Here is a 24,190-nt window from a genome sequence, read left to right as displayed (position 1 = left end):
GTAGGGGACAGCAATGAAAAAAGGAGCTGTCGATTTTCGACAGCTCCTCGTGTAAAAAAATTATTTTACAACTTCTTTTTTCATTGTTTTGTGCTCAGCTAGGTTTACGTGCCAAGATAATGCTTCCTCTAAGATATGAGGTGTTTGTACGTTACCTAATTTTTCAACTGCACGGTTGTAGTAATCCCATAATTGTTCTTTGAATTCTGGGTGTGCACAGTTTTCAATAATTAATGGAACGCGTTCTTTTGGAGCTAAGCCACGTAAGTCTGCGATACCTTGTTCTGTAACGATAACATCAACGTCATGTTCAGTGTGGTCAACGTGAGAAACCATTGGCACGATTGAAGAAACGTCGCCGCCTTTAGCGTATGATTTAGTTACGAAGATACCAAGACGCGCGTTACGAGCGAAGTCGCCAGAACCGCCGATACCGTTCATCATTTTTGTACCTGATACGTGCGTAGAGTTTACGTTACCGTAGATATCTAACTCAAGCGCAGTGTTGATAGAAATTAAGCCCAAACGACGGATAAGTTCTGGGTGGTTTGAGATTTCTTGTGGACGTAGTAAAATCTTGTCAGCGTATGCTTCTAAGTTACCGTATACTTTCTTTTGTAACTCTTCTGTTAATGTGATAGAAGTTGCCGCAGCGAAGCGTACTTTACCAGCATCGATTAAATTGAATACAGCATCTTGAAGTACTTCTGAAGAAACAACTAAGTTTTCGAAATCTGAGTTTGCAAAGCCATCAAGTACAGCGTTTGCTACAGAACCTACGCCTGATTGAAGAGGCATTAATTCGTTTGTTAAACGACCAGCGTCGATTTCAGATTGGAAGAACTCTAATAATAGGTCCGCCATTTTTTGTGTTTCTTCGTCTGGAGGAACGATTAATGAAGGAGCATCTGGCTCTTCAGAAATAACGATTGCTTGGATTTTTGCAGGATCAATTTTGATACCTTTCGTACCGATGCGTTGGTCAGCATTTGTAATTGGGAAAGGTTCACGTTTACCTTGTTCACCTGGAACATAAATATCGTGGATACCGATTAATGATTCTGGGTGTGTAATGTTTAATTCTACGATGATGTTCTCAGCGTAGTCAGCGAAGATTGGTGAGTTACCAACAGATGTAGTTGGGATTAAGTAGCCATCTTCAGTGATTGCTACTGCTTCGATGATTGCATGTTTAATTGGACCGATGATACCTTGACGAACTAACTCAGCGTTGTGAGAAAGGTGGGCATCGACATAAGTAATTTCACCAGCGTTAATTAAGTTACGCATTACACGGTCGCCTTGGAAAGGACCACGTTTGTTAATAACACCAGCTGCAGCTAAGTGGTTATCAACTTCTGGGCCTAATGAAGCACCAGTATATACATCAATTTTAATTTGTTCGTTTTCAGCGCGTTCTACTAATGCCATTGGTACGACTTTCGCGTCACCAGCACGTGTGAAGCCAGACATACCTACGACAGTACCGTCTTCGATAAGTGCTGCAGCTTCGCTTGCAGTCATAATTTTTTCTTCTAACCCTTTAATGCCTAAGCGTTTTGCGATTTGTTCTTTCACAATAACTCCCCCTAAAAAAAGATATTTAATGACATGGTCATTAATAAACTACTGTGGACCTCATTATGTATAAAAATACGGACGCCACGGTGGATGACTTAATATGCTAATTCATCCGATGAATTCATGTTTGGTGTAATTAAATCCTAATTCAATTACCTATGTACATTTTTACACAAAATAGACACATTCCGCTAGCCCTAACATATAATTTTTTTATTTTCTGACAATAGTAAACGGTTTCATTTCACGTAAAAACAATAGAAAACCGCGATATGACGCGGTTTTCTATAAACGTAAAAATTTGTCTAAAATGTGAAGGTTAAAAATGGAATAATGCTTATTTTTGGAATAATGCTATTTTTTAATAGCTTTTGGCGCATTTTGAATGGCGACGATAAAGTCCATACCGAGTTCTGATAAGTCACAACCAGAGGCGTTCGGGTGACCGCCGCCATTATAATGTTTCGCGATTTCAGATAGGTTGACGGCCTTTCCAATTGAACGGAGTGATACGCGGTTTTTCACAAGGCTGACGATAAAGACGCAATCGATATCACCGTCAAACTTTTCAGCTAAATGGTTGCCAAGTTCGCTAACATATGAGTCCGTTTCGACGACACCAATATTTAATGGGTGCTCATGACCTTGTAGTGAATAATCTTTCACAATAACAAGTTGTTTTTCCTTTTTCTTTAATACTTTGCGCAATTCATCTTTTGAGAACGTTAAGTACGTGTCGTCAGCTTCTGTGAACAGCTGGCCTGTTAAAATGTAGTTAAAGCGATCTTTAATGAATTCATGGCGACGGCGCGCATAGAAAATCGTATTTAAGTCGGCTGCTTGTTGAATTTTTAAAGCGTGCCAGTCCCATGTATCATAAAGGCGCACATTTTCAACGAAGCGCGCTAGGCGGTCGAAAAATACGGCCGTTTGCTGTGGGCTATAGTCAACGATTTCAGCTTCATCATCGGCAAGTTGTGGATTGACTGCATAGCCGGCTTCATCTAAATATTTAAAAATAAGTGTTGTTGCTGACATTTTAATGTCATCTAATACCGGAATTTCAGAAGCCCACGCATAGTCATTTAAATAGAGCGCAGAAGCATGGTGGTCAATTAAACAAACGAAGCGTGCATTTGGCTCTTTATTAACGGTCGTAATGGCTTCAGCAACTTCTTTGCTGACGCTTAAATCGGTAATGATTAATAGTTCATTATCTTCAAGTTCAGCTAAACGGGCAAGTACAGCTTCATCTACTTTACGCGTCTCGACAAAATCAGCTTCATGTGCAATGCCATACGCTTGCAAGACAATCGATGGACCAACACCATCTAAGTCCGTATGCGAGATTAAGTAAATCTTATTGTAGTGACCAAGTTTTTTTGGTAAATTTTTTAATTTCAACGTGTTCACGCCTTTCTTCAAACATAGTGCTCATTATACCATAGCGCGTGCGATTGCAACGTCACGTGCAACAAAAAAAGAGGTTGGCTACGACCAAACCTCTCCATTCAGAAATATCGTTATTTTACTAATTTTATAAGTGCTTGGCCATTTTCGCGTAATTGGATAAGCCCTGTATTTGGTGCGTAGTAAAATTGTTGACCATCATTTTTTACGATAACTACATTTTTATATGTTTTACCAGTCATGTGTACCGTTGCAGTTGTAGAAGCGACAACAGATTTTTTATTGTCAAAGCCTTTAAATGAAGCGCCTTTTTTCACAGGATAGGGTACAGCTAACTCAAATTTGCCGGTATCGACATTGCCGACATATAACCCTTTTGCTGTATCGTATTCTGCAACACCTTGTGCGTCGGGCTCAGAGTTATAGAACCAGAAGTTCACCGATGAATCATTGTAAGCCATTGTACGTTTAAATTGTGCAATATAGTGTGTGTTAAATTCAGAACCTTTGTTTTGTGGCATCGTATACGTATATTTTTTTGAAATATTTTTTGCGAACGATGTACCAGTGTTTGCTGTTACTTTTTTCAACGCGCTCGTTTTCACATAAGCTGTGTCAAAACCGAAGCGGACCTTTGTCCAACCATTTGCGACAGCTTTCTCAATAACAACAGCTTCTGTTGCGCGAAGTGAGCCTACTTTTTTGGCTGTTTGCGATGGTTTAGAATAAACCGAAACCTGCGTATGTACGGTACGGAAATCCTTAATTGATGCTGTGTCATAAGTTGCTGCATTTGCAGTGCCTGCCGCGATGGTCGTTGAGAATAACCCTATTGATAATGCGATGGCACCGAATGTTTTTGTCATTTTTTTCTTTTTCATCTTAAACGCCTCCTTGTAGGTCATGTTTTTCTACTAGTTATTCATAACCTTTTCTTGCAATGATTAAACGTTTAATGATGATAAAAAGTTTGCATAATATAAAAAACGTTACGCGGTATTAAAATGTAGCACAAGCAATAGAAACAATTCTCGATAACAGAACCTTCTATAAAGCGATACGTCCTAATAACGAATTATTTTTTCCAGTGGGCATCAATAAAGTCATCGCGACCGGATTGTGCGCGGTCGTCATGGTAGTGTTGTGGACTTTTTTTGTAAAAATCTTGATGGTAGTCCTCGGCCGCATAAAAGGCTTGTGCCGGTACAATTGGTGTGACAACTTGCGTAAAGCGTTTTGAGTTAACGAGTGCTTGTTTCGATTGTTCAGCAGCTTGACGTTGCGCTTCATTATGATAAAAAATCATGGCGCGATAATTATCACCACGATCTTGGAATTGCCCTGCATCATCTGTAGGGTCGACTTGTTGCCAATATAATTCAAGTAATTGTTCGTATGAAAACAGCGTGGCGTCGTAAGTTATTTGGACGACCTCTTTATGTCCTGTCGTACCTTTTTTCACTTGCTCATAGGTAGCTGTTGAGGCTGTACCACCCATATAACCAGAAATGACAGCTTCAATGCCGTCCCATTCAACAAATGGTTTGACCATGCACCAAAAGCAGCCACCAGCAAATGTGGCAAGATGTCGATTTGAATCATTCATTTTTTAACCTCCTTCTCAGTGGAATTGTTAATAACGCTTGATTCTACTATAAATCACTACTAATATGTAGAAAGACGTTTGCACGTTTTCATTGTAAACATACTTGCTTTCGTTAGTAAAGATAATTCTGAGTGTTCATATAAGAAATAAAGGAGGCTTCTTGATGGCAGAACAACGCAGAAAGCAAGCAAAAAGAAAAAAACGCAAATTGCGTAAAGGACGCGTTTTTGGCGTGCTTCTTTTAGTCACCGTGCTTGCGTTAGGTGGATATTTTTATTTCCAATACAAAGCGGGGCATAATCTCGCATCAAATGAAAAGAAACAACAAATTGAATTTAAAGGAGACCCATCGATTAATAACATCGAAAATATTTTATTAATCGGTATTGATACGCGCGGTGAAGAACAATCGCGCTCGGATACGATGATGTTGATGTCGCTTAATCAAGAAACAAATGATGTGCGCATCGTGTCGTTTATGCGTGATATTTACGGTCATTTCCCAGGGTATGATGTAGGCTATAAATTAAATACCGCGTATTATTTAGGTGGTGTATCGCTATTACAACAAACGCTTAATAGTATGTTTGGTGTTACCGTTAACCATTATGCGATTATTGACTTTAAAAACTTTGAGCAATTAGTGGATGTTGCAGCGCCAAACGGGGTAGAGGTAACGGTACCGCATGATATGTCGAAAAATATTGGTGTTAGTTTGAAAAAAGGGACGCAACGCTTAAACGGGAAAGAATTGCTAGGATTCGCACGTTTCCGTTATGATGAAGAAGGCGACTTTGGGCGTGTAGAACGCCAACAGCAAGTTATTGAAGCATTAAAGGATGAAGTGTTGTCGGCGTCAAGCGTTAAAAATTATCCAAAGTTAATTGGTGCGATAGAAGGATATGTTCAAACGGACTTAACGACAAGCCAGCAAGTCGGATTGATGTTTAATGCCGTAAAAGGTGGCGGTATTACGATGGACCGCATGACGATTCCATTAAAAGGAACATATCAATATGGCCGCTACCCACAAGCCGGTTCAGTACTCGACATTAATGTAGATGCCAATAAAAACTATATTTCACGTTTCTTAAATGGCGAAAGTGCAGAAACATTAAGGAAAGAAGCTGAAGGTGGCGTACCAGCGACACCAATAGGCCAATAAATGTTGCAATAGGGGGAATTTGATGGAACAAAAAGATCCACATGAACCGCAACGGAAAGGCTTCTTTGCAACGCGGTTTATTCAATTTTTAGGTGGTCGTAACTTATTGTACGGTTTGCTTATCGTCTTAATGTCAGGGATTATTATTGCTGTATACGATCAAATTCATTTTATTTTTAAACCATTAACGATTCTGTTCCAAACGGTCGTTGTACCGATTGTATTATCGGGTATTTTATTTTATTTATTACGGCCGATTTTGCGCTTAATGATTAAATGGGGAACACCTAAAGTAGTTGGTATTATCATTATTTATTTAGCAGTTATCGGGCTAATCACGATTGCGATTACGTTAGTATTCCCATTTGTGAAAGAGCAATTTTTAGATTTAGTACGAGAATTCCCAGCGTATATTATGCAGCTTGTACAAAATATTCAAGACTTTATGAAAAGTTCATTTGTCACATCAACAATGGACCGCTTCGGCTTGGATGTAACGAGTGTTGTTGATAAAACGACGAATGAATTTACACAAAAAATTACCGAATGGTCGAGTGATATTGGCTCGACATTGGCGTCAGGCGTAGGCGGTTTCGTCTCGACATTAACAAGTCTTGTCGTTGCCATTATTACAACGCCATTCATTTTATTCTATTTATTAAAAGATGGCGAAAAACTGCCAGAATTTTTCGTGAAAGTTTTACCGAAAACAGTGCGCCCAGAAACAACGTTATTATTAAAACGCGCGGATACGCAAATTTCAGGTTATATTCAAGGGCAAATTATCGTAGCAATGTGTATTGGGCTCTTAATGACGATTGGATTCCTGATCATCGGTATGGATTACGCGGTCGTGCTCGGTATTTTAGCCATGGTAACAAGCGTCGTGCCTTATTTAGGGCCGATGATTGCGATTACGCCAGCACTTATTATTGCGATTGTGACATCGCCATTTATGCTTATTAAACTAGGTGTTGTTTGGACGGTTGTACAATTGCTTGAAGGGAAATTCATTTCACCGCAAGTCATGGGGAAATCGCTGCACATTCACCCGATTACGATTATTTTCGTGCTGCTTGTCAGCGGGAAATTATTTGGTGTAGCAGGGGTCGTATTAGGGATTCCGGGATATGCAGTTATTAAAGTATTTGTCTCGCATATTATTTACTTATACAAACGCCGCTACAATAAATACCAACCAGATGCTTCTAAACATTATGAGTTAGATGCAGAAATGGAGAAATTACGCGACAATTAATGAAAAAAAGTGTTAGGGCAAATAATAGCTCTAACACTTTTTGTTTGTTTGCGGTAGAATAAGGGAACAGAACGTCTAGCTACAGACAAAACACAGGAGTGAAATAGCAATGTATAAGACGAAAATTGTGAAAGATGATATGGAGATTACGACCATCGTTGACCAGCCAGAGATTGCGTTTGGCGAAAATCTAAGTGGTACGGTATATATCGAAGGATGTGACGACGAATCAATCGTTGATTTTATTCAATTAGAGGTCGTGCGTAAACATCGTACAACAGGAGATGAAAAGACGTTATTAAAACATGATATTCAAATGGTCGGCAATGTGAAATCAAAACATGCTGAAATGATCGTGTTTGAAATCGTTCCAGATGACCGCTGGATGGAAGAAGCTGCAACGAGTGAACTTGTGTTGCGTACATCATTGCAATTGTTTGGCGAAGAAATCATGCGCGCCGAAGATGTCTTCTTGTATAATAATTAATAAAAAATGCATATAATACATTGAATATACAAAAACAGCTTATTTTTATACGGAAAATAAGCTGTTTTTTTATTATACGAAAAATTTTTTTGCACGTAAAAAATTTTTTTGCGGTATAAAAACGCTATTCTGGCGCGGTTTTCTAAGTTAACATGTATTGAATTTTCTAAAAATAAATAATAATACATTTGACATTATATTTATTCATTTATATACTTTTTATATCAAAAACGAGAGGTGATTGGATGAAAGTCGGAATTATAGGAGCAACAGGATATGGTGGTTTAGAGTTGATTCGCTTACTGCATAATCATTCAAAAGTGACATCAATTACACTCTTTACATCATCAGATGAGGGAGTGCTATTCTCAGATAAATATCCTCATTTAAAAGGCTTATACGATTTTCCGCTAAAAGCCATTACAAAACAAGCCATTGCGGAACTTGATGTCGTGTTTACAAGCACTCCATCCGGCGTCTCTGGTCAACTACTGCCGGATTTAGCGAACGAACATACCGTATTCATTGATTTATCAGGTGACCTACGTTTGAAAAATATTGCAGATTATGAAACGTGGTATAACAAAAAGCCAGCACCACAATCATTTGTGGATCAAGCCGTTTATGGTTTAGCAGAATGGCAACAAACGAACGATGCAAAAATTATCGCCAATCCAGGTTGCTACCCAACAGCGGTATTATTATCGTTATTACCGTTATTAAAAGAAAACTTAATTGACGGTTCGCAGCTTATTATCGATGCGAAAAGCGGTATTTCGGGTTCAGGTAATAAGCCATCGCAAGGCACACATTTCACAGAAAATACCGAAGCAACATCTATTTATAAAGTAAATAAACATCAACATATTCCAGAAATTGAACAAGCGATTGCGATGTATACAGGTGAAAGTCAACCGATTACATTTTCAACGCATTTAGTACCGATGATTCGCGGTATTATCGCAACGAGCTATGCGCCGCTAAAAGACGGTGTAACGGAAGCGGATTTATATGCAGCGTATGACAAGCACTATGCACATAAACCATTTGTGCGTATTTTAGCAGATGCGACGCGCGTTAGCACAAACCAAGTGCGCGGTACGAATTTCTGTGATATTCACGTCAATGTCGATGCACGTACAAATCGTGTCACAATCGTATCGGTTATTGATAACTTAGTAAAAGGGGCGGCAGGACAAGCGATTCAAAATATGAATGCGCGATTCGGCTACGATGAAACAGAGGGTTTAACGCAAGTACCAGTATTTATTTAAAGGGGAGTGTTCTAGATGACAACAGTTGATGTAAAACAAGTCGTTGCAAAACATATCGTATCACCAAAAGGCTTTACAGCTGCAGGGATGCATTGTGGCGTGAAACATAAAAAGAAAGATTTAGCATTATTATTTAGTGAAGTACCAGCAAGCGTTGCCGGTGTTTTTACAACGAACGCCATTAAAGCGGCACCAGTTATTGTAACAAAAGAAACGATTTATGCGTCGCGTACATTACAAGCTGTCGTATTAAATTCAGGAAATGCCAATGCATGTACCGGCAAGCAAGGTTTAGCAGATGCGAAAGCGATGCAACAGCTTGTTGCAGATAAATTACAAATTCCAGCAAATACAGTGGGTGTTTGTTCAACGGGTGTCATTGGACAACATTTACCAATGGAGCCGATTACGAACGGTATTCAAGCAATTGAATTAGGGGATTCTGTTGAGCATGGTGTTCAATTTGCTGAAGCGTTATTAACAACGGATACAATGATGAAAAATAGTGCGTATACCGTAACGGTTGATGGGAAACAAGTAACGGTTGCTGGTACAGCAAAAGGTTCGGGTATGATTGAACCAAATATGGCGACGATGTTAGGAGTTATTACGACCGATGCCAACATTGATTCTGATACGTTACAAGCGCTATTAGCTTCTGCAACAACGGTAACATTTAACGCGATTACGGTAGATGGTGATACATCAACAAATGATACGGTACTTGCTTTAGCAAACGGCTTAGCGGGTAATGAATCATTAACACCGGAACATGCAGATTGGACTGCATTTAAAGAAGCATTTCGTCTTGTAAGCCAAGACCTTGCAAAAATGATTGCAAAGGACGGCGAAGGCGCAACGAAATTAATCGAAACGACGGTTGTTGGCGCTGCAACGAATGACGAAGCACTTAAAATTGCGAAAACAGTCGTTGGTTCACCACTTGTAAAAACAGCGGTATTTGGCAACGATGCCAACTGGGGACGTATTTTAGCGGCAGTAGGATACTCTGGCTGCACGATTGACCCGACAAATGTCTTTATTAAAATTGGTGACGAAGCGGTTGTCGATGGCGGGGAACCTTTAGATTTTTCAGAAGCGTATTTATTAGATTATTTAAAACAGCCAGAAATCAAAATTGTAGTGGACCTTCATGTTGGCGAAGGCCAGGGCAAAGCATGGGGATGTGACTTAACGTATGACTATGTACAAATCAACGCAACATACAGATCGTAAGAAGTTAGTTATTAAGCTAGGTGGCAGTATGCTCGCAAGCTTAACAGACACATTTTTTGAAGAACTTAAAAAGTTAAAGGCTGAAGGTGCAGAAATCGTTATCGTGCATGGTGGCGGTCCAGCGATTAACCAAGCGTTAAAGGAACGTAAAATTAACACGTACACGCATAACGGTATCCGTGTGACAGGGGAAGAAGCGATTTCAATCGTTACCGGTACGTTAATTGGTACCGTAAATCCGTATTTAACAGGTCGTCTAAATCGTGCAGGCATTCCAGCCGTAGGATTAAACGGTGAAGATGGTACGTTAATTGAGTGTACGTATTTAGATAAAGAAACGTATGGCTATGTCGGTCATATCGAATCGATTAATATCGATTTATTAGAGCAACTGCAAAAAATCGATTATATCCCAGTTGTAGCATGTATCGGTGCGACAGTTGATGGTACGGCATTAAACATTAATGGCGATACGGTAGCAAGTGAGATTGCGCTTGAATGGGGAGCGGATGAGCTCTTACTTGTAACCGATACACCAGGCGTTAAATTCCATGAAGAAACGGTCGAAGAATTAACACCGGAGCAAATTGATTTATGGATTTTATCAGGCGATATTTATGGCGGTATGATTCCTAAAGTACGCGCTGCTGTCGAATGTCTTGAATCAGGCATTCCACAAGTGAATATCGTCAACGATTCATTAGAAGGTACATCTATTTTACGAAAGAAGGTACTCGTATGACACAAGCACTTTTTAACAACTACAAACGTCGTCCCGTTCATTTAGTAAAAGGACAAGGTACAAAAGTTTGGGATGAAAACGGTAAGGAATATTTAGATTTTGTCGCAGGGATTGCAGTATTGTCATTAGGACACGCAAATCCCATTTTAGTTGAAGCGATGAATGAGCAAAGCAACAAGCTGTGGCATGTATCGAATTTATTTGACAGCCCAGAGCAAGAAAAATTAGCGGCAAGCCTTGTTGCTAATACGCATTTAGCGCATGGATTTTTCTGTAACTCAGGTGCAGAAGCAAATGAAGCGGCGATTAAACTAGCGCGTAAGCATACAGGCAAGCATAAAATTATTACATTTTTACACTCATTCCACGGCCGTACGTTTGCGGCAATGAGTGCAACTGGCCAAGAAAAAGTGCATTCAGGATTTGGGCCGATTGTTGAAAAATTCGAGTATTTACCATTCAATGATGTCGAAGCTTTAACAGCAGCTGCTGATGATGAAACGGCAGCGATTATGTTAGAAGTCGTACAAGGTGAAGGTGGCGTCAATCCAGTGACCGCTGAATTTGCTGAAGCGATTCAAACCATTTGTACGGAAAAAGGCATCTTGTTAATCGTCGATGAAGTACAAACGGGGATTGCTCGTACAGGTACGCGTTATGCATGGGAACAAACAGCGTTAAAACCCGATATCGTTTCATTAGCAAAAGGACTTGGTGGCGGTTTCCCAATCGGTGCGATGTTAGCAACAGATGCATTATTTGAAAGCTTTGGTCCTGGGACGCATGGCACAACATTCGGCGGGAACCCAATGGCGACACATATCGCGCAAACGGTTATCAATACAGTATTTGACGCGGCATTTTTAGCAGCTGTTGAAGAAAAATCACGTTACTTTAAACAACAATTAGCAATCGCGTTACCGACGCTTGAAGTGCGTGGTATGGGGCTATTACTTGGTATCGAATCGCCGATTAGTGTGGCGGATGTGATCGATGCAGCCGAAGAAAAAGGTTTATTATTAGTTGGTGCTGGCGAGACAACGGTACGTTTATTACCACCATTAACGGTATCAAATGAAGAAATTGATGCGGCAATCGTTATTTTAAAAGAAATTTTAGCGTAATTTTTATGAATTAATGTGTTCAGAGAATCACAATTCAATTGCATTAACCTCTTATAATAATAGTGTTGATGATCGATTTAGTAGGAACAGGGACCTATTTTATTGAAACATTTACACGAAAAAAGATGCTTATCTATGAGATAAGCATCTTTTTTTGTTTCGTTTTAACAAAAATCGGGGAAAAATCCGTAAAAGGAAGTGGTGAATGTGAAAAAAGGAAAGTTTGCAACCTATAATGGGGCAGAATACGAAGTGACGACACAGCAGGGTGGCATGGTCGTGTTGAAATCACATGAGGCCGAAAGTTTATTGGACGGATTTTATCGTGTGAAACAATTTATTTCAACGGACTTTTTTATAAAAGAAGTCGCATTAGATGATATTAATCGCTTGTATACAATTGATACGTATGCGCGTTATAACAGGGAGTTGTATGCTGTCTATTACGATGAATTAAAAAAATGCTATCGCCTCGAGACAGACGATAGCTTGGCCGCTCATTTATATGATTTTGAAGAAATTGCGTTGGATCATTATCGTAAATACGTGCAGCCACATGAAATTGAGCTTGTTGAGCATTATGAAACATTGCGGTAACGAGAGGGTGTTAATTCAATCGAATGTGTAACTAGGGGGACAGCGTTGTCGCCCTCTTTTTAATCGATTTGTAATGTAGCGAGACGCGTTAATGCTTCACGAATCGTAGCTTCAGGTTGTACGAGTGCGAGGCGTACATAGTTGGCACCAGAAGTCCCAAAAACAGAGCCGGGGACAACAACAACGCCGGTTTTCTCAATCAGTTCATAAGCAAAATCTACATCACTTAACGTGTGTTGTGGGTATTTTGCATAGACAAACATACCACCTTTTGACGGTACAACTTCCCAGCCAAGTGTAGTAAGTCCTGCTGATAATAATTGATGACGCACCGAAAATGTTTCGCGTAGGCGTGCCGTAATGTCTTCAGCATGATCTAATGCGACGATAGCCGCGCGTTGAATCGGCTCAAATGTACCATAATCTAGATGGGATTTTAATTCTTGTAAGATGGCAATGACATCGGCGTTACCGACGATATACGCGATACGTGCACCAGCTAAACTAAAGCTTTTGGATAGCGAGTTAATTTCAATGCCGACGTCGCGCGCACCATCTGCTTGTAAAAAAGACATTGGCGCTGTGCCATCAAAATAAAACTCCGAATAGGCCGCATCGTGTACGACGATAATATTGTATTTTTTTGCAAAGGCAATGACGTCATTAAAAAATTGAAGTGAGGGCATCGCTGGAACAGGGTTGCCTGGTAAATTTAAAATAAGTAATTTGGCGCGCTCGGCAATCGCTTCTGGAATCAGTTGTAAATCCGGTAAAAAATCATGTTCAGCGTTCAACGGCATATAATACGCTTCGGCACCTGCTAAATTGATGCCAGCCTCATAAGCAACATACCCTGGGTCGGTCGTTAAAACGATGTCACCAGCATCGCAAAATGCGAGAGGTAAATGGACAAGGCCCTCTTGTGAGCCCATTGTTTGCAGTATTTCTGTAGTTGCGTCGAGTTCAACGTTGACGCGGCGTTTATAATAGCGCGCGACTGCCTCATGGAAATCGTCAATGCCGCCAAGTGTGTAGCCATAAGATGAGGCTTTGGCCGCTTCTTCGGCCAGCGTTTGGCGTATTTTTTCGTCCGGCGGTAAATCGGGGCTACCAAGACTTAAATCAATAATTGTCTGGCCATTGTCAGCTGCCTGTTTAGCAGCGCTTTTTAAATTGCCGAATATAGCTTTCGGAAATTTTTGCATCAGTGAAGAACGTTCAATATTCACGTATGAGCACATCCTTTAATTGTGATATACCTCAATTTTAGCATTTTTTGCTCGTATGCAAGGCGCATTACGACCAAATCATTTGAATTTTTTCGCTATTCAGTTAAAAACCTTAATTTTTTGCCGCAATTTGAAATTTTAAGTTAATTTTCTGAATATTATTTGTTATACTGAAAAATGTGATATTTAGACTAGAAAAGGAATGAATATAGATGAGGAAATCACTAAAATGGCAACTGACGGCGTCAATTTTAGCCGTGTTGCTCATTGGATTAGCGTTAATTACGATGTTAACGACTGCGCGTATTGCTAAGCAAACGGAAACGACGATTATTGAGCAAAGCCGTGTTATGACCGCGACAATGGCATCGAGTATGACGAAATTTTTAATGTCATATGAACAGAGTCTTGAACAGCTCGCGACAAGCTACGAAATTCGACATGCAACAGACGATGGCGATGTTACGGGGCGCTTGGCTGACTATCGCACAGTGTACGGGGCAGCGTCCTCAGCTTATTATGGTATGGAAGATAAGTCGCTGACGATTTTACCGACTGTTGACTTAGGGAAAGATTTCAATGCAACGACGCGCGATTGGTATAAACGTGCAATCGCCGCACCACAACAAGTCATTTGGACAGCGCCATATGTCGATGCGGCAACGGGGAATGACAGCGTTTCAGCGGCGAAAGCAGTCGTAAAGCAAGGTCAAGTACAAGGTGTAGTTGGCGCGGATATTTCATTAAGTGCATTGACTGGCGAGTTGCAACAAACGAAACTTGATTTTGATGGTTTTCCAATGCTTATTGATGCAGCCGGAAAAGCAATCGTACACCCAACAATTGCTGGGCAAGATGGGACGGACGTATCGTATATTAACAAACTGGTGCAACAACAAAAAAATGATGGTGTGATTCATGATACATATAAGGGGCAAGATTATGTTGTTATTTATCATACGTTACCATCGGTTGGCTGGAAGATAGCGACGGTTTATAAAGCTGAAGCCATTGCTGCATCGGCCAATGGTGTGAAGTGGTTAATTATTGGCTTCTCGGCGCTCATGTTCGCCATAATGGGCACGTATTTATTCTGGACATTGACGCGTAAATTAAAGCCACTTGAACAGATGCAACATGTTATGCATGATGTAGCTGAAGGGGATTTGACGGTGCGCTTTGTTTATAAAGCAGATGATGAGATTGGTCGTTTAGCTACCGATTTTGCAACGATGACTACAGCGATGCGGACATTGATGGAAACGGTGAAACAATCAACGGTTACTGTTGATGCACAGTCGCAGCAGTTAAATGCTTTAATGGAAGAAACGAATGCTTCAAGTGAAGAAATTACGGCTGCGGTACAACAAATTGCGGCAACAGCAACAACGTCAACGCATCAAACAGAAGAAGCGGAACGTGGTACGTTAGCATGGGCGACACAACTTCAAATGATCGATCAACAAATGATGCAAATGCTAGGTCATACGGAAAATACGACAACTCAAACGACGAATGGGAAACAGCAAATTGTTGGGTTAAAGCAATCGTTTATGACCTCGGAGGAGCGCATGCAACAAATGTTAACGGCGCTTGAATTGCTCGATACGAAGGTGACGTCGATTCATCATGTTATGGACGTCATCGAAACGATTGCGAATCAAACGACATTGCTCGCGTTAAATGCATCAATTGAAGCGGCGCGCGCAGGTGAACATGGCAAAGGCTTTGCCGTTGTGGCGCAAGAAGTACAGCTTTTAGCAGCGCAGTCTACACAAGCGACTGATGAAGTGCGCCATACTATAGAAGGGCTTCAACATGATGCGCAAACAGTCACACAAACGATGCAGCAATTTACAACGCAATTTGCGACGCAAGCTGTGCGCATTGAAGAAACGTCTAGTATGTTTGAGCAAGTAGATGAGGCGACACAACAATTAAGTGCGACTATTCATGGTGTATCAGCAGCACTTGATGAGATGGGACAACATAAAGAAACATTGCAACAAACGATGAAAGCGCTAGCGATGCATGCTGAGGAAACGGCGGCAGCTTGTGAGGAAGTAAGTGCTTCAAGCACCGAACAATTATATGCGATGGATGCTGTTACACAAGCATCAGAGCAGCTTATGGCGTTAAGCCAAACGTTACAGCATGAAATGAATCGCTTTAAGACAATAGAATAATAACTGGAAAAAAGCAGAAATCGTCCGGATGATTTCTGCTTTTTTTAATGGATTGTATCAAAATAGAAATATTGATTTTTAGAGAAAATTTTAATCATCTCGAGAATCGCTATGTATTATCGCATAATTATATGAATAATTAATGCAAAAAACGATGCAAAAATGCAACGATGTATGCGGTAATGGAAACTGTAAAAAATTCTTAAAAAACGGTAAAAGTAGGAAATACAAGGAATTTGAACCGTTTTTTAAATTGGCACGATAATTGCATATTAAAAGGTGAGCGAAAAATTTGGAGGTGCTGTAGTATGGCGCAAGTAGAATTAGGCAAAACGTTAAAAACACGCCACATCACGATGATTTCAATTGGTGGGATTATCGGAACGGGTTTGTTCGTCGGAACAGGGAAAAATATTATGTCGACGGGTCCTGCAACCATCGTATCGTACATATTAGCTTGTATGATTATCGTCTTTATTATGCGAATGCTTGGTGAAATGGCATCAACGCGACCAGAAAATGGTTCGTTTGCAGCGTATTCAACACGTTATATCGGTCGTTGGGCAGGTTATACAGTTGGCTGGTTATATTGGGCAAGTTGGGTATTCATCGTTGGATTAGAAGCAGCCGTAATTGGCGGTATGCTGCATTCTTGGGTACCATCGATTCCGGTATGGGTCGGTAGTGTTGGGATTACGTTATTATTAACAGCGATTAATTTGTACTCAGTAAAAATGTTTGGTGAATTTGAATATTGGTTAGCATTCATTAAAGTTGGGGCTATTGTTGTGTTCTTAGTTGTAGGTGCGTTAATGATTTTTGGTGTACTACCAACATTTGAACATAATGGCTTTGCATTTATTCAAGAAGCTGGTGGCTTTGCGCCAAATGGTGTGTTACCAATCTTTACAGGTATTGTCTTTGTTATATTCTCTATTTGTGGCGCTGAAGTTGCGGCGATTGCGGCTGGTGAATCAGAAGATCCAAAACGCAATATCGTACGCGCTATCAACAATGTTATTTATCGTCTAGCATTGTTCTTCATCGGTTCAGTATTAATTATGATCTGCATTATTCCATGGAATAATGCAGAATTACTTGCAGCACCTTATGCGAATATTTTAGAAATGGCTGGCCTTCCAATGGCGGCACAATTAATGCAAATTGTGATTTTCACATCGCTTATTTCAGTAATGAACTCAGCGATTTTTACAAGCTCACGTATGTTACTAGGGATGGCTGAAAATGGCGATGCCCCAGCAATCTTTATGAAATTATCAAAGAGAAGTAGCGCACCAACATGGGCGATTCTTGGCAGTACGCTTATTGCTTACGTTTGTGCAATATTATACTTCGTCTCACCAGATGTCATTTTCTACTTCTTAGGAAATGCGGTAGGTGCGTTAATGATTATTGTATATATCTTTATTGCCGTAGCGCATATTCGTTTCCGTAAACAATATGAACAAACAACAACGGAGCCACTAGCAATTAAAATGTGGTTATTCCCGTATTTGACATATGTGACAATTGCGATGTTAGCAGGCGTTTATTTCTGTCAAATATTGATTGAGTCGCTTCAAGCACAATTTTTCATGAGTACGATACTTGTCGTACTTGTTGTAGCAAGCTTCTTCGTTCGTGAGCGTATGCGTAAAGCATCGTTAGCAAACGTGACGACACAACAAAATGTCGATGTAGAATAAAAAATGGAGGCGAGAATGGCATAGGTACTGTTCTCGCTTTTTAATGCCGTTAAATGCTTCTTTTTCCAGAAAGTTCATGTTAAGCTAAGTTTCGGAGGGTGTTGTCGATGGAATTAAAGCAAATGATTACATATATTTTAACGGATAAACAATTTAATTGGATTTCGAGTAATAGTGAGCAACCACCGCAGCAATATGCCGAAATCATTGAAAAGTTTCGATTAGAACGTCAAGATTATTTGGATTTAGAATATTGTTTTGTGCATATTATTGAACTAGACGCCTCGTATTTATTTATTATTCATGATAAAGAGATGACGACATCATGGCAGTTTATCGAAAATGTGTTAAATTCGGTCAGCGATGGTTTAACGATTTGTAATTCGGATGGTATTATCGTCTTTCAAAATGAAGCTGATCGTAAAATGTTTGAAGTCGATGCGCGTTATTTGCCGGTCATTGAATTTGTTGAACGTGGTATTATGAATGAATCGGTGACAATGAAAGTATTGAAGTCAAAAAAACGTGAAGATATCGTGCAAACGTTTGCGAATGGTCATGTCGTGCTTGTGACGGCGCTACCGATTTTTGATGAGGCTGGCAATGTTGAATATGTTGTAGCCAATTCACGCGAAATGACCGAACTGCGTGATATGGAGCGTACGATTGAGCGCTTAGAATCGCAAAGTGCGCAATATAAAGAGCAGCTTGAGGCATTAAAGCAACAATCATCGTCAAGTTTAATTGCTGTTTCAAAATCGATGCGCCAAGTCGTTGAAAAAGCAAACTTAGTTGCGAATGTTGATTCAACAATTTTAATTACCGGGGAGTCGGGCGTTGGGAAGGAAGAATTGACGAAGCTTATTCATCAGCAAAGTCACCGGGCAAAGCAACCGATGATTACGGTTAACTGCGGAGCGATTCCTGAAAATTTATTAGAGTCCGAGTTATTTGGTTATATGGGCGGCGCGTTTACCGGTGCAAGTAAGACCGGCAAGCCAGGTTTATTTGAGCTCGCATCGGGTGGGACGTTATTTTTAGATGAAATTGGTGAGATGCCTTCATCGCTGCAAGTGAAGCTACTACGCGTCTTACAAGAATCGGAAATTACGCGTGTTGGTGGCATTAAACCAATCCCTGTTGATGTACGCATTATTACGGCGACAAATCGTAATTTATACGATATGGTGCAGCGCGGCGAGTTTCGTGAAGATTTATTTTATCGCTTGAACATTATTCCGCTACGTATTCCGCCGCTACGTGAGCGCAAGGAAGATATTGCACCGCTCGCTTATCGTTTTTTACATCTCGTGATGAAAAAATATAGCATTGAGCGTACGATTGAAGAAGCCGCTGTTGCGCGTTTAGCGGAATATTATTGGCCGGGAAATATTCGCCAATTAAAAAACTTTATCGAACGAGCTAGCCTTTTAACGCAGGAGTCGACGATTACGTTAGCATACATTCAACGTGAATTTCAAAAGTCTGAGTATCAACAGCCTAGTCTTGCGCCAATTGTTCATGAGACATTCGTGCATACAGCGACGTATGATAGCAATCATTCGTTAAAAGATCAAGTTGATGCGTTTGAGCGCAAGTTAATTAAGGAAGCGCTGAGCCAATACCCAAGCATTCGCCAAACAGCAAAAGCATTAGGCTGTAATCAATCGACACTCGTGCGTAAAATCCAAAAATATCAGTTAGAGCGCCAAGTTTCATATGATTAAATTCTATTTTTTCAGAAAAGTTTGCAAAATATAGTGGAGTTTGCTATGATAGCTAAAACTGCATAGTCTTATCAAGAGAAGCCGAGGGACAAGGCCTGACGACGCTTCAGCAACCTCTACAATTGTAGAAAGGTGCTAACTCCTACAAGTATGACACTTGGAAGATAAGAAACGGATAAATCGCCCTTCTTATTTTTTTAAGAAGGGCTTTTTTTACGAATTTGAGGGGGTTCATTAATATGCCAATTAACATTCCACAGCACTTACCGGCAACAGCACGACTAAAAGAAGAGAAAATTTTCGTCATGGAAGAAGAGCGCTCAAAGAGCCAAAATATTCGTCCTTTGAATATTTTAATTTTTAATTTAATGCCGGAAAAAGAAAAAACAGAATTACAGCTTTTACGATTATTAGGAAATACACCATTACAAGTGAATGTGACCTTCTTAAATACGGCGACACATGAGTCAAAAAATGTTTCAAAATCACATTTAGAAACATTTTACTCAACATTTCACGATATTAAGCATGAACGCTATGATGGCATGATTATTACGGGTGCGCCAATCGAACTTTTTGAATTTGATGAAGTCGATTTCTGGGAGGAACATAAAGAAATCTTAGATTGGGCACAGGACAATGTGACGTCAACGATGCATATTTGTTGGGGAGCACAGGCGGCACTTTATCATTATTACGGCATCGGTAAATATCCGCTGCCAACAAAATGTTCGGGTATTTTTGACCATGAAGTGTATGATAGTACCGTTAATTTAATTCGTGGATTTGATGATGTGTACCCGGCACCACACTCGCGTAATACGTCGGTGTCACTCGATGCGATTAAACAGCATCCTGAGCTTGAACTATTGTCGGCATCTGATGAAGCGGGCGCCTTTTTAATGATTTCAAAAGATGAGCGCCATATTATGGTGACGGGTCATTTAGAATATGATGCCGATACGCTAGCGTTAGAATATGAGCGCGACGTGGCACGTGGCTTAAATCCAGAACTACCAAAGCATTACTTCCCGCAAGATGATCCAACGAAAAAACCGCGGAATACGTGGCGTTCGCATACGCACTTATTATTCTCAAATTGGCTCAATTATTACGTGTACCAAGAAACGCCATATGATTGGGTTGATAAAGGTGCAAATCATTCATTGACGTCATCGTGTTTATAATGTTTAACGAGAAGCTCGCATACGTTCGAGCTTCTTTTTTGTCATTTTTTCGCAGAAGACACCCTCCTCCAAGCGTTGATTCATCAAACATATGGTCATTGCCGTTTTGTCTATAACCATTTTCTCGAATTGTAGCATACAGCGTACAAAGAACAACGTAAAGGCTTGAATCATTCCAGTATGACAGTTTTTTGCATTTAGTGTACGATAGAAAGGCAGAAAAGTAAGGGAAGTGGCAACGATGGAAAAAACAAGTTTGATTTTAGAGGGGGGCACATTCCGTACGATTTATACGAGTGGTGTGCTCGATGCCTTTTTACGTGAAGACATTATGATGCCGTACATTATCGGAATTTCAGCTGGGGCGATTAATTTATGTTCCTATATTTCAAAGCAACCAGAGCGTACGATGCGCGTTTTTACCGAATATCGTCATGATAAACGTTACGTAGGGATGCGCAATTTTTTAACGGAGCGTTCGTTATTTGGCTTGGACTTCGGTTGGAATGTGTTGCCGAATCAACTTGAGTTATTCGACTGGGATACATTCCGCAGCTACGAAGGAACAGCGCTTGCTGGTGTAACGAATGCCAATACAGGTGAAGTGGAATTTATGGACGTGCAGCAAATGGATACCGATAGCCAACTATTGCGCGCAACATGTGCCATTCCGGTGCTATTTCCAGAAATTAAATTAAATGGCGTGCCGTATTACGATGGCGGTTTAGCTGCCCCGATTCCAGTGCAACACGCGATTGATCGAGGGTATGACAAGCATGTTATCGTGTTGACGCGCCCTGCAGGGTATTATAAGACAATGGACCGCCAAACGAAGGCCGCAATGCAGCTTTTACGCAAAAAGCATCCAAAGTTAGTCGATGTTATGCTAAAGCGTTTTGAGCATTACAATGAAGCGGTGGCGCTGTGTGAGCAGTTAGAGCGCGATGGTAAAGCATTTATTTTCCGCCCGCCATATAGCATTGAAGGTATGGAAAAAGATGTTAGTAAAATGCGTGCCAACTATCGTTTAGGATTACATGAGGCGACGATGCGCATGCATGATTTAAAAGAATTTTTACAGCTATCTTAAAAAAACTTCTGGCATTGGTGCCAGAAGTTTTTTTATTACGAAATGTTTTTCGGGATAAAGCCACTGCCTTTACCAGTTGCGACGGTTTCACGCTCGGCATTTTTAAAGACGAGTGTCATATCGATATGAAAGGAATCATCAAGTGATGTGACGCTCGTAATCGTAATTTTGCATGTCACGTCATCGCCGGTATAAACAGGTTTTAAAAACGTGTGGTCAAGCGTTTCAGAAAAGAAATTTAAATCACCGCCGACTTTCGTTGCGATGCTGGCGATTAATAAGCTATGCACGCGGACACGTCCGCTCTGGTCGGGCATCGTATGCAGCGAGCCAAAATCCCCTGTAATATTACTAAATGCTAACACATCACCGCGCGTAAATGTTCGCTTCGCTGAAAAAGTATCACCTACCATCATTTAGCCAACCGCCTCCTTTTACTACTAGTGTAGGAAGGAATCAAGTCGTTTACAACTCTTTTGTTTTGGCTGTTTTAGCGTAGTAGAATGCGGGAATAAAATAAGGTTAGAAGTGCTATAATAAGAGCAGTTTGAAGGAAATGAGGACGATAGCATGTATAAAACGTTCGGAATATTTGCGCATGTAGATACCGGGAAAACGACTTTCTCGGAGCAAATTTTATATTATGGTCATAGCATTGCTGCGCGCGGACGCGTCGATCATCAAAATGCTTTTTTAGATTTGCATCCAATTGAGCGCGAGCGAGGGATTACGGTATTTGCCGAACAAGGGGTTTTTACGTATAACGATGATACATATACGATGATTGATACACCGGGGCACGTCGATTTTTCACCGGAGATGGAGCGCGCGATTCAAGTGCTAGATTATGCGGTGTTATTAGTTGATGCCGTTGATGGTGTCGAAGGGCATACAGAAACGGTGTGGCAATTGCTACGCAAGCATCATGTGCCAACATTTTTCTTTATTAATAAAATGGACCGTGAAGGCGCAAATTTAGCCGGTGCACTCGCGACCATTCATAAATTATTGACCCCAAACACTGTTGTTTTAACGAACCATTTGACTGCTGAGATGGATGAGTCGTTGGCCGAGGCAGTAGCGACACTTGATGATGCTTTGCTTGAACGCTATTTTGAAACGGGTTATGAGCGCGATGTGTTTGAAACAGCGCTACAGCGATTAATCGACGAGGAACGCGTTTTTCCGGTACATTACGGTTCGGCGCTTCAAGATGACGGTGTCGACACCTTTTTAGCCCATTTTGCTCGTTTAACGACGACGCATTACGATGCGACTGCGCCGTTTGCTGCGCGTGTTTATAAAGTACGTCACGATGACAACGGCCACCGCATTGCCTATTTGAAAATGGATGCCGGAACGCTAAAGGCGCGCGAGGCATTGGTCGTTGCTGGTGCTCTTCATAAGGTTGGGCAAATTCGGTTATATAACGGTGATAAGTTTGAGCAAATTCCCGAAGCGTTCGCGGGTCAAAGTGTGGGCATTTATGGTTTGAAAAATGCTGTTATCGGTACGACATTTGGCGAGGCGAACACGTACAAAGCGCCGAGTCTCGTCCCGACGCTGCAATCGCGTGTTGTTTTTGAGGACGGGGTGTCGCCGAAGGAAATGCTACGTTATTTCCGCTTGTTAGAAGCAGAGGACCCATCGCTACAAGTTGTGTGGCAAGAAAGTTTGCAAGAAATTCATTTGCACATTATGGGCGTCATTCAATTAGAAGTGCTTGAAGAAGTGTTGCGCGAGCGTTTTCACTTAACGGTACAATTTGGGGCACCGACGATTATTTATAAAGAAACGATTGCTACGGCAACAAAAGGGTACGGGCATTTTGAACCACTAAAGCATTATGCGGAAGTTCATTTACGATTAGAGCCAGCACCGCGTGGGCAAGGGATAGCGTTTATCAATGCATGTCATGCCGATGATTTACTCGTTGGTCAGCAAAATTTAATTGAGCAACATGTGTTAGAGCGCGCGCATCACGGTCTACTAACGGGCTCGACTGTTACCGATTTAACGGTCACGCTCGTAACCGGCAAGGCGCATATTAAACATACGGAAGGTGGCGACTTCCGAGAGGCGACACATCGTGCGCTTCGCCAAGGGCTTGAACAAGTCGAAAATATATTGTTAGAGCCGTATTATGCGGTTGTGATGCGTGCACATATCGACCATATGGGGCGCATGATGAGTGATTTACAAATGGCAAGTGGCACGTTTGAAGCGCCGCTGACGGACGGTGAATATGTTACGATTCAAGCGCGTGTACCGGTCGCTAGTTTTTTGACGTATCCGACGCAATTTGCGGCGTACACGAATGGTAAAGGCAGCTTGCGTCTCGTGTTTGATGGCTATGATAAGTGCCACAATGCAGATGAGGTGATCGAACGCATTGGTTATGACAAACAAGCAGACCCCGCATACACCTCAAACTCAATTTTTTGTCGTCATGGCAAGGGCTATGTCGTACCATGGCAAGAAGCGGAAGCAGCTATGCATGCCAATACCGCATTGTAAGGCTTGCGCGTGACAATTGAATCAGGCTATTTGTATAATAAAGTAACGTCTGAATTGCGAAAGGAAGA

20 protein-coding genes, 1 pseudogene and 1 riboswitch are annotated in these 24,190 nt (G+C 40.9%); of the genes and pseudogenes, 15 read left to right on the top strand and 6 right to left on the bottom strand.

The window, feature by feature from the left end; translation table 11 throughout:
* Positions 1-60 precede the first annotated feature (60 nt).
* The 4 genes from V514_RS0106375 to msrA all read right to left on the bottom strand — a co-directional run bounded on the left by V514_RS0106375 (position 61) and on the right by msrA (position 4,597).
* Complete coding sequence (locus V514_RS0106375) at positions 61-1,524, bottom strand: succinate CoA transferase (RefSeq protein WP_051392443.1); 1,464 nt, start codon at positions 1,522-1,524, stop codon at positions 61-63.
* 411 nt (positions 1,525-1,935) lie between these two features.
* Positions 1,936-2,994 carry a DHH family phosphoesterase gene (locus V514_RS0106370; protein ID WP_235073146.1) on the bottom strand — a complete coding sequence of 353 codons (1,059 nt, stop codon included), beginning with the start codon at positions 2,992-2,994 and terminating at the stop codon, positions 1,936-1,938.
* 110 nt (positions 2,995-3,104) lie between these two features.
* Positions 3,105-3,872, bottom strand: coding sequence for an SH3 domain-containing protein (locus V514_RS0106365; RefSeq protein WP_029499052.1), 768 nt, complete (start codon positions 3,870-3,872; stop codon positions 3,105-3,107).
* Between the two features lie 194 nt (positions 3,873-4,066).
* Positions 4,067-4,597: a peptide-methionine (S)-S-oxide reductase MsrA gene (gene msrA / locus V514_RS0106360; RefSeq protein WP_029499051.1), complete on the bottom strand. Its 531-nt coding sequence runs from the start codon at positions 4,595-4,597 to the stop codon at positions 4,067-4,069.
* 163 nt (positions 4,598-4,760) lie between these two features.
* Here msrA and V514_RS0106355 point away from each other — a divergent pair, with 163 nt between their 5' ends.
* The 8 genes from V514_RS0106355 to V514_RS0106320 all read left to right on the top strand — a co-directional run bounded on the left by V514_RS0106355 (position 4,761) and on the right by V514_RS0106320 (position 12,480).
* A complete protein-coding gene (locus V514_RS0106355; RefSeq protein WP_029499050.1) occupies positions 4,761-5,762 on the top strand; it encodes an LCP family protein in 1,002 nt (333 codons plus the stop codon).
* A 22-nt stretch (positions 5,763-5,784) separates the two neighbouring features.
* The gene (locus V514_RS0106350; RefSeq protein WP_029499048.1) at positions 5,785-7,020 is read left to right on the top strand and encodes an AI-2E family transporter; all 1,236 of its coding nucleotides are present in this window, start codon (positions 5,785-5,787) and stop codon (positions 7,018-7,020) included.
* A gap of 109 nt (positions 7,021-7,129) precedes the next feature.
* Positions 7,130-7,507, top strand: coding sequence for a sporulation protein (locus V514_RS0106345; protein ID WP_029499047.1), 378 nt, complete (start codon positions 7,130-7,132; stop codon positions 7,505-7,507).
* 245 nt (positions 7,508-7,752) lie between these two features.
* Positions 7,753-8,781 (top strand): N-acetyl-gamma-glutamyl-phosphate reductase, encoded by a 1,029-nt coding sequence (argC, locus tag V514_RS0106340; protein WP_029499046.1) that lies wholly within the window; start codon positions 7,753-7,755, stop codon positions 8,779-8,781.
* 15 nt (positions 8,782-8,796) lie between these two features.
* The gene (gene argJ, locus V514_RS0106335; RefSeq protein ID WP_029499045.1) at positions 8,797-10,017 is read left to right on the top strand and encodes a bifunctional glutamate N-acetyltransferase/amino-acid acetyltransferase ArgJ; all 1,221 of its coding nucleotides are present in this window, start codon (positions 8,797-8,799) and stop codon (positions 10,015-10,017) included.
* A complete protein-coding gene (argB, locus tag V514_RS0106330; RefSeq protein WP_029499044.1) occupies positions 9,980-10,759 on the top strand; it encodes an acetylglutamate kinase in 780 nt (259 codons plus the stop codon). The genes argJ and argB overlap by 38 nt, the downstream gene beginning before the upstream one ends.
* A complete protein-coding gene (locus V514_RS0106325; protein WP_029499042.1) occupies positions 10,756-11,883 on the top strand; it encodes an acetylornithine transaminase in 1,128 nt (375 codons plus the stop codon). The genes argB and V514_RS0106325 overlap by 4 nt, the downstream gene beginning before the upstream one ends.
* Before the next feature lie 207 nt (positions 11,884-12,090).
* On the top strand, positions 12,091-12,480 hold the full coding sequence (locus V514_RS0106320) for a hypothetical protein (protein ID WP_029499040.1): 390 nt from the start codon (positions 12,091-12,093) through the stop codon (positions 12,478-12,480).
* Between the two features lie 59 nt (positions 12,481-12,539).
* Here V514_RS0106320 and V514_RS0106315 read toward each other — a convergent pair whose 3' ends face one another.
* Complete coding sequence (locus V514_RS0106315) at positions 12,540-13,709, bottom strand: aminotransferase class I/II-fold pyridoxal phosphate-dependent enzyme (RefSeq protein WP_029499038.1); 1,170 nt, start codon at positions 13,707-13,709, stop codon at positions 12,540-12,542.
* A gap of 212 nt (positions 13,710-13,921) precedes the next feature.
* Between V514_RS0106315 and V514_RS0106310 the strand changes: the two genes are divergently transcribed.
* The 6 genes and pseudogenes from V514_RS0106310 (at position 13,922) to V514_RS0106290 (ending at position 21,605) form a co-directional block, all read left to right on the top strand.
* Entirely contained in the window at positions 13,922-15,895 is a 1,974-nt protein-coding gene (locus tag V514_RS0106310) for a methyl-accepting chemotaxis protein (RefSeq protein WP_029499036.1), read from the top strand.
* Positions 15,896-16,203: 308 nt separating this feature from the next.
* Positions 16,204-17,601, top strand: coding sequence for an amino acid permease (locus tag V514_RS18885; RefSeq protein ID WP_035944343.1), 1,398 nt, complete (start codon positions 16,204-16,206; stop codon positions 17,599-17,601).
* 107 nt (positions 17,602-17,708) lie between these two features.
* Positions 17,709-19,328, top strand: a complete 1,620-nt coding sequence (locus V514_RS0106300; RefSeq protein WP_029499035.1) for a sigma-54 interaction domain-containing protein — start codon at positions 17,709-17,711, stop codon at positions 19,326-19,328.
* Positions 19,329-19,393: 65 nt separating this feature from the next.
* Positions 19,394-19,499: riboswitch (SAM riboswitch) on the top strand.
* 68 nt (positions 19,500-19,567) lie between these two features.
* Positions 19,568-20,515, top strand: coding sequence for a homoserine O-acetyltransferase MetA (gene metA / locus V514_RS0106295; RefSeq protein ID WP_029499034.1), 948 nt, complete (start codon positions 19,568-19,570; stop codon positions 20,513-20,515).
* 72 nt (positions 20,516-20,587) lie between these two features.
* Positions 20,588-20,650: pseudogene (locus tag V514_RS20895) on the top strand (helix-turn-helix domain-containing protein); the annotation flags it as partial.
* A 106-nt stretch (positions 20,651-20,756) separates the two neighbouring features.
* Positions 20,757-21,605, top strand: coding sequence for a patatin-like phospholipase family protein (locus V514_RS0106290; RefSeq protein WP_029499033.1), 849 nt, complete (start codon positions 20,757-20,759; stop codon positions 21,603-21,605).
* A 35-nt stretch (positions 21,606-21,640) separates the two neighbouring features.
* On the opposite strand, the gene V514_RS0106285 is transcribed toward V514_RS0106290, so the two are convergent.
* Entirely contained in the window at positions 21,641-22,021 is a 381-nt protein-coding gene (locus V514_RS0106285) for a hotdog family protein (protein ID WP_029499032.1), read from the bottom strand.
* Positions 22,022-22,175: 154 nt separating this feature from the next.
* On the opposite strand from V514_RS0106285, the gene V514_RS0106280 reads away from it, so the two are divergent.
* On the top strand, positions 22,176-24,122 hold the full coding sequence (locus V514_RS0106280; protein WP_029499031.1) for a GTP-binding protein: 1,947 nt from the start codon (positions 22,176-22,178) through the stop codon (positions 24,120-24,122).
* Positions 24,123-24,190: the final 68 nt, after the last annotated feature.

The organism is Kurthia huakuii LAM0618, assembly GCF_000505545.1.
Classification (GTDB): Bacteria; Bacillota; Bacilli; order Bacillales_A; family Planococcaceae; genus Kurthia; species Kurthia huakuii.
Note: the sequence above shows the minus strand (reverse complement) of the source record. Positions and strands in the feature narration are given on the sequence as shown.

What these genes read in the sequence shown, in the direction of transcription:
- V514_RS0106375 (WP_051392443.1), bottom strand. Translation starts at nt 1,524, where the DNA reads ATGACTGCAAGCGAAGCTGCAGCACTTATCGAAGACGGTACTGTCGTA.
- V514_RS0106365 (WP_029499052.1), bottom strand. Translation starts at nt 3,872, where the DNA reads ATGAAAAAGAAAAAAATGACAAAAACATTCGGTGCCATCGCATTATCA.
- msrA (WP_029499051.1), bottom strand. Translation starts at nt 4,597, where the DNA reads ATGAATGATTCAAATCGACATCTTGCCACATTTGCTGGTGGCTGCTTT.
- V514_RS0106355 (WP_029499050.1), top strand. Translation starts at nt 4,761, where the DNA reads ATGGCAGAACAACGCAGAAAGCAAGCAAAAAGAAAAAAACGCAAATTG.
- V514_RS0106350 (WP_029499048.1), top strand. Translation starts at nt 5,785, where the DNA reads ATGGAACAAAAAGATCCACATGAACCGCAACGGAAAGGCTTCTTTGCA.
- V514_RS0106345 (WP_029499047.1), top strand. Translation starts at nt 7,130, where the DNA reads ATGTATAAGACGAAAATTGTGAAAGATGATATGGAGATTACGACCATC.
- argC (WP_029499046.1), top strand. Translation starts at nt 7,753, where the DNA reads ATGAAAGTCGGAATTATAGGAGCAACAGGATATGGTGGTTTAGAGTTG.
- argJ (WP_029499045.1), top strand. Translation starts at nt 8,797, where the DNA reads ATGACAACAGTTGATGTAAAACAAGTCGTTGCAAAACATATCGTATCA.
- argB (WP_029499044.1), top strand. Translation starts at nt 9,980, where the DNA reads ATGACTATGTACAAATCAACGCAACATACAGATCGTAAGAAGTTAGTT.
- V514_RS0106325 (WP_029499042.1), top strand. Translation starts at nt 10,756, where the DNA reads ATGACACAAGCACTTTTTAACAACTACAAACGTCGTCCCGTTCATTTA.
- V514_RS0106310 (WP_029499036.1), top strand. Translation starts at nt 13,922, where the DNA reads ATGAGGAAATCACTAAAATGGCAACTGACGGCGTCAATTTTAGCCGTG.
- V514_RS18885 (WP_035944343.1), top strand. Translation starts at nt 16,204, where the DNA reads ATGGCGCAAGTAGAATTAGGCAAAACGTTAAAAACACGCCACATCACG.
- V514_RS0106300 (WP_029499035.1), top strand. Translation starts at nt 17,709, where the DNA reads ATGGAATTAAAGCAAATGATTACATATATTTTAACGGATAAACAATTT.
- metA (WP_029499034.1), top strand. Translation starts at nt 19,568, where the DNA reads ATGCCAATTAACATTCCACAGCACTTACCGGCAACAGCACGACTAAAA.
- V514_RS0106290 (WP_029499033.1), top strand. Translation starts at nt 20,757, where the DNA reads ATGGAAAAAACAAGTTTGATTTTAGAGGGGGGCACATTCCGTACGATT.
- V514_RS0106285 (WP_029499032.1), bottom strand. Translation starts at nt 22,021, where the DNA reads ATGATGGTAGGTGATACTTTTTCAGCGAAGCGAACATTTACGCGCGGT.
- V514_RS0106280 (WP_029499031.1), top strand. Translation starts at nt 22,176, where the DNA reads ATGTATAAAACGTTCGGAATATTTGCGCATGTAGATACCGGGAAAACG.